The following is a 7,610-nucleotide window of genomic DNA, read 5'->3' on the forward strand; positions in this document are numbered from 1 at the left end:
AGAAATATGGGTTTCTTTTTTTCCGTACCATTTTTTCTTAGTCCATTGATTTGAAACATAAGCATGTTGTCTTGACCTGAAATCAAAACCTTGATCAGCTTCCAGATAATTAATACCATTACTTATGAAATCTGAGGCATCGGAAATAATTTTTCCCCCTGCTTGAATATAAAGCCCAATACCGTCAGTATTTGCTCCATTTCCTCCAGCAATTAGACCCGCATCAAAATCCTGCATCGTGTCGTATGCACCTTGATAGGTACGAACATTACATGCATTTAGTACATCTCCCTTAGCAATCAACTGGCAGTATTCACCACCACGAATCCCACCACCATAATTCTCGATATTACCCTGAGTCGCTTCTATGAAAGTATTTTTTCGACCATTTATTAGTCCAGTATTCCCCATCGGTTTTGCCCATGCTTGTTGAGCCATCGCGGAGCCTGATGAAATATTTTTTATGGCAGCTGCCTTGATAGCCACGGTATCACCATTAACCGTTCCACCAAGATTAGTATAAATACCTTCTGCAGAAAAATTTACAAATTCGTCTACATTTATATTCCCATTTGTCCACATATCCCGGGCAGATTTAACAAATAAATTTTTAGATGTAATATTGCTGCATAAAGAGACATCACCTTTGGTGGAAATTAGAGTTAAGTCTTGCTTTCTATCGTAATTAATATTATCCATATTAATATCAGCAGCTTTTACTGTCAGATCACAATCCCTATTCACCGCTTGTTCAAATTTAAAACTATCCAATGTTTCGAATGAAAAACTATCACTGATGTGATAATTACTATAGATTCCTGCCCCTGTAACAAACGCGCTACGATCTTTAAAGTGATCAATATTAAAATAGGCATTATCCAGATCACCACTGCCGTTGAGAACTGCTTCTTTGCTTTTTACATAGAAAATATTTTGATTCTCTTCGTCATCAGTATTTTTATCATTACCTCGTGTAATCACACCATTATGAGTATATTTATCCGCTATAAAACACACTTGGCCTTGATAGTTAAGATGACCATTATCAACAATCGAAGAAGCCTGAAAAGTAGCATCCCGTAAATATTGATTTGCGCTCTCACTGATGCACATATCAGAATAATCTAATACATTTTTCTCACCTAAGAGAGTCCCATTTAGCTTGAACGACTCCCCCATCACATAGGCGTCCGTAAAATTCGTGCTTGCGGTTTTTGTGTCAGTAAAATCATCAATGTTTGCCTGCCCATTTTTTAAGGACAGTTTTCCTTGTTGATTCAGGTGTTGTGCATCAACATAAAAATTGTTACCAGATATAACTCCTGCTTCAGCATTCAGTAGTGAATCAGCTTTTAAAGTAAATTTGTTTGAGCCTTTTAACTTACCTTGATTAAATATACTCTCAGAAACAATATCTGTTTCACGCGCTGTAATTGTTCCTCTTTCACTGTTATATAAATTATCAGCTTTTAAATTTAATTTGTTAGAGCCTTTTAATTTACCGTGATTATATATTCTCTCAGAAACAATATCTGTTTCACGCGCTAAAATTAATCCTTTTTCTCTGTTATTTAAGTTATCAGCATTTAAACTTAATCTGTCATTACTGACGATATAGCCTGAGTTTGTTAAGTGCCTGGCAGAAACATTCAGATCAACCCCATGAATCATACCAAAATTCTGTGCAGAATATGTATTAACACAATGTGACAAGCCTGCACCTTCAAAGCCAAAATTTATATCAAAAAGACTTGTATTAGAAGCATTTCCAACAGCGATTAGACCCGCATTCAAACGTATTAAAGCATTATCTGAATAATTTCCAGTAAATGTCGAGGCTATATCGACACCAACACTCTTCCAGTCTATATTTGAAATTCCCGCTGTGAAATCACTTAATTTATAACTGGCATTTGTATCAGACTGACTATATTTACCAGCCAACTTTGGATCAAAATGGGTAAACATTGTTGGTACTACTGAAGATATGCTTTTATAAGCACCTAAACCTGTTAAGCCATATCCCTTGACTCGGCATACTAAGGGCATCCATTCATGACGGCGCATATTCATGTATTTTTCAAAATTAAAGTTTTCTTTACTGTTTAAAACATCACTAGCTGCATTTATGATACCTGGTACCATAAATGCAAGATTAATTGCTTTTTTGTACTCTGGAAGGAGCGAAGAAACTCCAATTTTTGCTACATTCATTAAATTGGATTTAGAAAATATATATTTTCGATCTGCAGAAAAATTCGGTAAAAACAAACCTGCATTTAATGAAATTAATGAGTTGTTAGAATAATTATTGGCTGCAATCATTCCAAAATTAAAAGACAAGTAACCTGCTGAAGAAAATGATTCCCTTGCAGATACCTTACCTAAAAAATTCACAAAGTTACTATGAACTACCATATTTTTTGCTGAAAGAGATCCGAAATTCAAAACAGAATCATCAAATCCGAAATGCAAATTATTAGCATATATCATTCCATAATTACTACATTCCTTGCCTTTGATATTTAATGATGCTAATAAATCAATAGCTCCATGACTCAAAAATTTCTGAGTATCTAGTGATAAATCTTCATCACCATAAATAACCCCACTATTTCCCTGGTATAACAATTCAGTAGCATGAAATTGAATATTCGACTTTTTTTCTGCAGAATCTTTTTTCTTAGCCGCTACTTTTCCATTTAGAGCAATATTCTTAGCCTTAATGACTGTATTCCCGCTTAACTTTGTATCCGAACCAGGAGAAAGACCAAAATTATTTTCTGATAATACATGAGTGTCATTTACTGATAACTTTCCAAAACTATGAAAGTCTCTACTTAAAACATAGGCGTCGGATAATTTTGCCCTACCGGTTTTAGCGATTGCAATAAGCTTATTCGCCTGTAATAAAGATTTATTTTTAGCCTCAAATCTATTATATATTAAGAGCTCATCTGCTGATAAAATACCCTCACAAATTTCAGCACGACCAAGAGAAATAAATTTCTTTGTAACCAAGGCTGAGTTATTAATTTTTAAATTAGAATTTACTGATGTAGAGATTTTATGGGAAACATTAACAGCACAAGATTGACTCAAGGTAAAATCATCTTTTTCACCTAGTTTCACCTGGGATGCTAACAAGCTGGTATTATCTTTTAACTGGGTGACGCTTGCAGTACTAGATAATTCTTTTTTTATTCGTATTTTACATGAATCAGCCACAAATTCCGCATGATCTTGCTTAAAACTATCAACAGACAATGTAGTATTTTTTGCATGCATTGCGCCAACTGAATAAAGCGTTTTTGCAGAAAACGACCCATTCTCTATAGCTAGACTAGAACCTTTGTTATTACGCACTTCACTTTCTGTAATAAAACAACAATCGACTAATTTCAAATTATTATAAAATTGATGGCTAATTGCTCTTTTATCCACACCAAAAATTGATGATTTTTCTATAGTTGCATTATTTGATGAGGTAAATTTATCCAGTATGAAAACACCATTTTTAAACATAACTTTGTCATCTGAGTCACTACCAGAAAGATCAAAATTTTCAGCAAATAATGATATTCCATCAGCTTGTGCATGGTTGACATTAAAATGTATATTTCTAGCGGACAGCGTCATGTTATCAAATACAGCATTTTCTTTAATCAATATTTTTCTAGCGTTTACTTTAGAGTTTTTCGCTTGTAAACCCTGAAAAAATGAACTTTCATTTTTGCACTCTATATCAGACTCTTTTAATAGTATTTGCGAAAACCCAATAAGATAATTACAACTTAACTTAGAGTCTACAATAGATACATTACCTGTTAAGTAAGCTTCCTCGTCTATAGAAAATGCACTGTTATTAACATGAAAATCAGCTGTTTCAGTTAAAAATAAATTCCTGCCAACGCTGCATTTACTGTTATTCACAACTTTAAATTTTCCAGAAATGCTAGTATTTAAAGCTTCATAGGTACAATCATCAAATTTAAATCTTCCTTGATAAAGATTAAAATCACGACATAAAAAATTATTATTCGTTAATTTTGATAACGAACGAGAATTCTGATTAAACTGCTTGTAAATATTAATGTCTGATAATTCAGCATCGTATATTCCATTTTGGTAAAACTTGTTTGATAACAACTCACAGCCTACCGTTGAAATTTCACCATGATTTTTAATCTTCTTTACAATAACTTTTGTACTTTTGAAATCGATAATAGCTTTTTTTTCTACAATTAATTCATTATCAACAATGAATTTACTAGGCTCTTTATTATCAAACCTGGATATAGCAAGCTGGGCATTATTTTTGCTTAATAGATTGCTTGCATGAATATAATTTATACCATCCAGCTGTATTGTGGCTTCATCTTTTTTCGAGCCTAAAATAATATTATTGGCAGATATAAAAGAATCACCGCTTACTTTTAAATCTCCAGCAATCTCAGCTTGTGTAGTAATTAAGCGCAATCCATTTGAAATTGTTTTACAGGACTTTCCTTGTTTAAAAAATTGTGATGAAACATCCAAATAACCAGCTACATCTACATTTGTATCCATATGCAAATAAGAGGTATTTATCGACAAATTTTTCGCTGAAAAAGGGCTAAGGATTGCTATCCCTTGATTCGATATGAGGGTAACATCTCCCTTACAGGACAGTTTTTCAGAAATCCATAATGCATCAGCTGAGACAATTAAATCATTTTTAACTTTGAATCTTCCATTAAGGAACAAAGGGCCTTTCGCTTCAATCAGACATTGTTTTGCATCAATATCAGCTAATATATTTATTTGCTTATTTGTATTTGCTACTATTTTTAAACAACCTTCGGAGTCTTTTTCCCATTCAAATATTTTATTTTTACCATCATAATATGTGCCATTTGAAGATTCCGAGAGCATTTGCTTAGTGATATTGTAGTGGCCATGTTCATCTGGAAATATTTCTGACTCTGAATGAGATTTCTTTAATTCACTAACCAGTTTATTTTGAGCAAAAACACCAACATCATTTAAAGCAACATCCATTATTACGAAAGGTACCTTATTTCCCATTTTCTCACTTCCTATCCAGTTGCAAATAAATTCCAAATTAAGTTTTTTGATTAATCTAAAAAACTATCTGAAGCGACGTAAACCTCTCTGCGGTCTATCATCTGTTGAATCTGCAGCGCTTGAAGGATCAGAATGTTCGGCAGCTTTTATATTGCCTAAGACTCTTTTTACATCTTGTAATTCCCTTCCTAAAAGGAAAGTTGTACGTTTTTGACTTTCCTCAAGGGAATCAAATTGTTTTGTATTTTGTTGAATGTCTGCTTCAAGTTTTAAAATTTTTCCGCCCTGTTTTTGTATTGTTGCAGCTTGCTCAGCAGTAATGTTCTTTAATTCAAATATCTCTCCCTTTTGAACGCGAATAATTTTTTTCATTTCTGAATTCGTCATTGCCTCATCTTGTTCTGCTTGTATGATTAATTGTTGAGTTGATCGAGAGTAATTATCGACATTGCTGCGTTGTTTTAGCGCACTGATATTGCTGTCAATTTTATCCAAAAACGCATTTGAGGATGGAGATAAACTATCACTCATGGTTTGGCTTTTATATGTATTTAATATACTTCCTGCCTGCTCATGCTGCATATCATTTTGGTACTTATCGATCTCATCTTTGGCGGCTCTTGCTCCCAAATAAACGCCTCCACTAGCAAGCCCTACAACAGTCGCGCCGCCGGCAACGGCACCAGTTGCGATTAATAATGGACCAGAAACTGGGAGAGTGCATACAACAAAGACGGCTCCTCCAGCAACAACTATTGAACCAATTGCAATCTTTCCGGCATTTTTTTTAAACTTTATGAAGATAGGCTCTGACATCGATATGTACCTCAAAAAAACAAATTTTATTTAAATAGATTTTTTACGTTGAACTCAGTCTGTAAAAATTATGGATTCATGCTAAATTGTGATGCTGCATGGCTATCATTGACTCCCAAAATATTTGCTGTTTCTTCTAAATAAATATCAGTTAATATTTTTATTTTCTGATGATGCTCCATCAGTTCAATTTTCAAATTATTTAATAATTTTGAATGTTGACCATTTTCAGACGTGAGGTCAGGAGCATTTTTAAACGCTGTATTTAGAATTGCATACATTTCATCTAAGTCATAAAAACGTCTTCTCAAATCACTAAACTCAACTTCGTCTTCATAAATCTTCTCCAATATTGCTGGATTGATGGTTTCAAAATCGATTGCGTCAAGTTGTCTTTTTGAATCACCAACTGCTTTAGAAATGTCTGAAGCCTCGACCTTCATTTCTACAAGCATAGGAATAAGTTCAGCATAAGCTAAATTTAATTCCCGATTTTCCTTTGCCTCTGATTCATTTTTTTGTCTACTTGTCGCAAATGGATTTAAACAAGAAATTATACTAATAAAACAGGTGCGAATTGATTGAAGCAAATTAATTAGTCCGCCCCAGGCTCTAGAAGGTAATTGCCTCAACATAGAGACAGAGCAAGTAAAAAATTCAACTATCCGTTGACAAAACAAAGGGATATAATAAAAGGGTGAATTATTTCTTCTGCTTTGAGAATAAGAGAACAGAGAATATTGTACTAAACTTTCATCTAACCTATTTGTGCGGGCTAGTCGGCTGGCAGGCATAAAAGATTCCTTTATTATCTATAATTCATATAAATTTTATAAAAAGATAGCTTTTCCGCTATTGTCCAAGATTTTTTGGATATTATCATTGACATTAATCGAAACAAGATATTGATCAGCAAGAAGCATTGTCTCTGCATGATGTTCTTGTATGCTATGATATAAAGCATTTCGATAAGCTGAATAATTTAATTGTTTAGTATCAATTTCTGGATAATTATTAAATGATATTTGCAGAAGTTGAAAAAGCTCCGAGTTAATTTGCTGCTCTCGCCCCATTTCAACATCAGAATTACTTAATAATTTTAAGCTTTCATTAAAAAAAGTATTTCTATAAGAAACAGCTTTAGAGCTATTATCTTGTTTTAAAAGAGTTAATACCGATAAAAGCTCTTCTCTTTTTGTTGTAACTTCACTCAATAATTTATAAAAATCCTCGACTGTGACAGCTTCTGATGTAGTTGGTTTTAATTCCACTCTAGCTATAGACTTGCACCAAAAATAACTGAAAGTACCAACAAGACTACCTGTTAGTAAACTTGTTGCTGCGATAATAATAACTAAATTCTCTTCCATAAATCATCCATTTAAATTGCAAATCTAGACTGCCAATAAATGGCATATAATTTAACCATCAAGGCCCGGCATTATACATCTGGAAATATTTAATGTCAACAATATAGTCAACTTATGTCAAACCAAAATAAAAATGTCCCCTCGTTTCCCAATTTAAAAATGTCCCCTTTTGTTTAAAAAAAATATATTGTTATTGGGCTTGTGGGTATGTGGTCGGGGAAGCCTGTGAGTGTGCGCAAACTGTGGTTAACTCCGCTGTTTGAGTTGTCCATATGCAGATTGGAAGCGTGTTGATAATGCTACAGGGCATTGTACTTATAAAAACCAGGTAACAGGAATAACCATAAGTTTTCAAGG

General features: G+C 33.4%; 4 protein-coding genes. All 4 read right to left on the bottom strand.

Annotated elements, in window-relative coordinates; translation table 11 throughout:
• Positions 1–5,067, bottom strand: a 5,067-nt coding sequence (locus Q0L29_RS11235; protein ID WP_296621693.1) for a hypothetical protein, incomplete at its 3' end; no start/stop codon positions are given.
• 63 nt (positions 5,068–5,130) lie between these two features.
• Positions 5,131–5,883 carry a hypothetical protein gene (locus tag Q0L29_RS11240; protein WP_296621695.1) on the bottom strand — a complete coding sequence of 251 codons (753 nt, stop codon included), beginning with the start codon at positions 5,881–5,883 and terminating at the stop codon, positions 5,131–5,133.
• A gap of 68 nt (positions 5,884–5,951) precedes the next feature.
• Positions 5,952–6,473 (bottom strand): hypothetical protein, encoded by a 522-nt coding sequence (locus Q0L29_RS11245; protein ID WP_296621697.1) that lies wholly within the window; start codon positions 6,471–6,473, stop codon positions 5,952–5,954.
• Positions 6,474–6,713: 240 nt separating this feature from the next.
• A complete protein-coding gene (locus Q0L29_RS11250) occupies positions 6,714–7,253 on the bottom strand; it encodes a hypothetical protein (protein WP_296621699.1) in 540 nt (179 codons plus the stop codon).
• Positions 7,254–7,610 lie beyond the last annotated feature (357 nt).

Source organism: Marivirga sp. (assembly GCF_024636815.1).
In the GTDB taxonomy this organism is placed as follows: domain Bacteria; phylum Bacteroidota; class Bacteroidia; order Cytophagales; family Cyclobacteriaceae; genus Marivirga.

What these genes read in the sequence shown, in the direction of transcription:
- Q0L29_RS11250 (WP_296621699.1), bottom strand. Translation starts at nt 7,253, where the DNA reads ATGGAAGAGAATTTAGTTATTATTATCGCAGCAACAAGTTTACTAACA.
- Q0L29_RS11240 (WP_296621695.1), bottom strand. Translation starts at nt 5,883, where the DNA reads ATGTCAGAGCCTATCTTCATAAAGTTTAAAAAAAATGCCGGAAAGATT.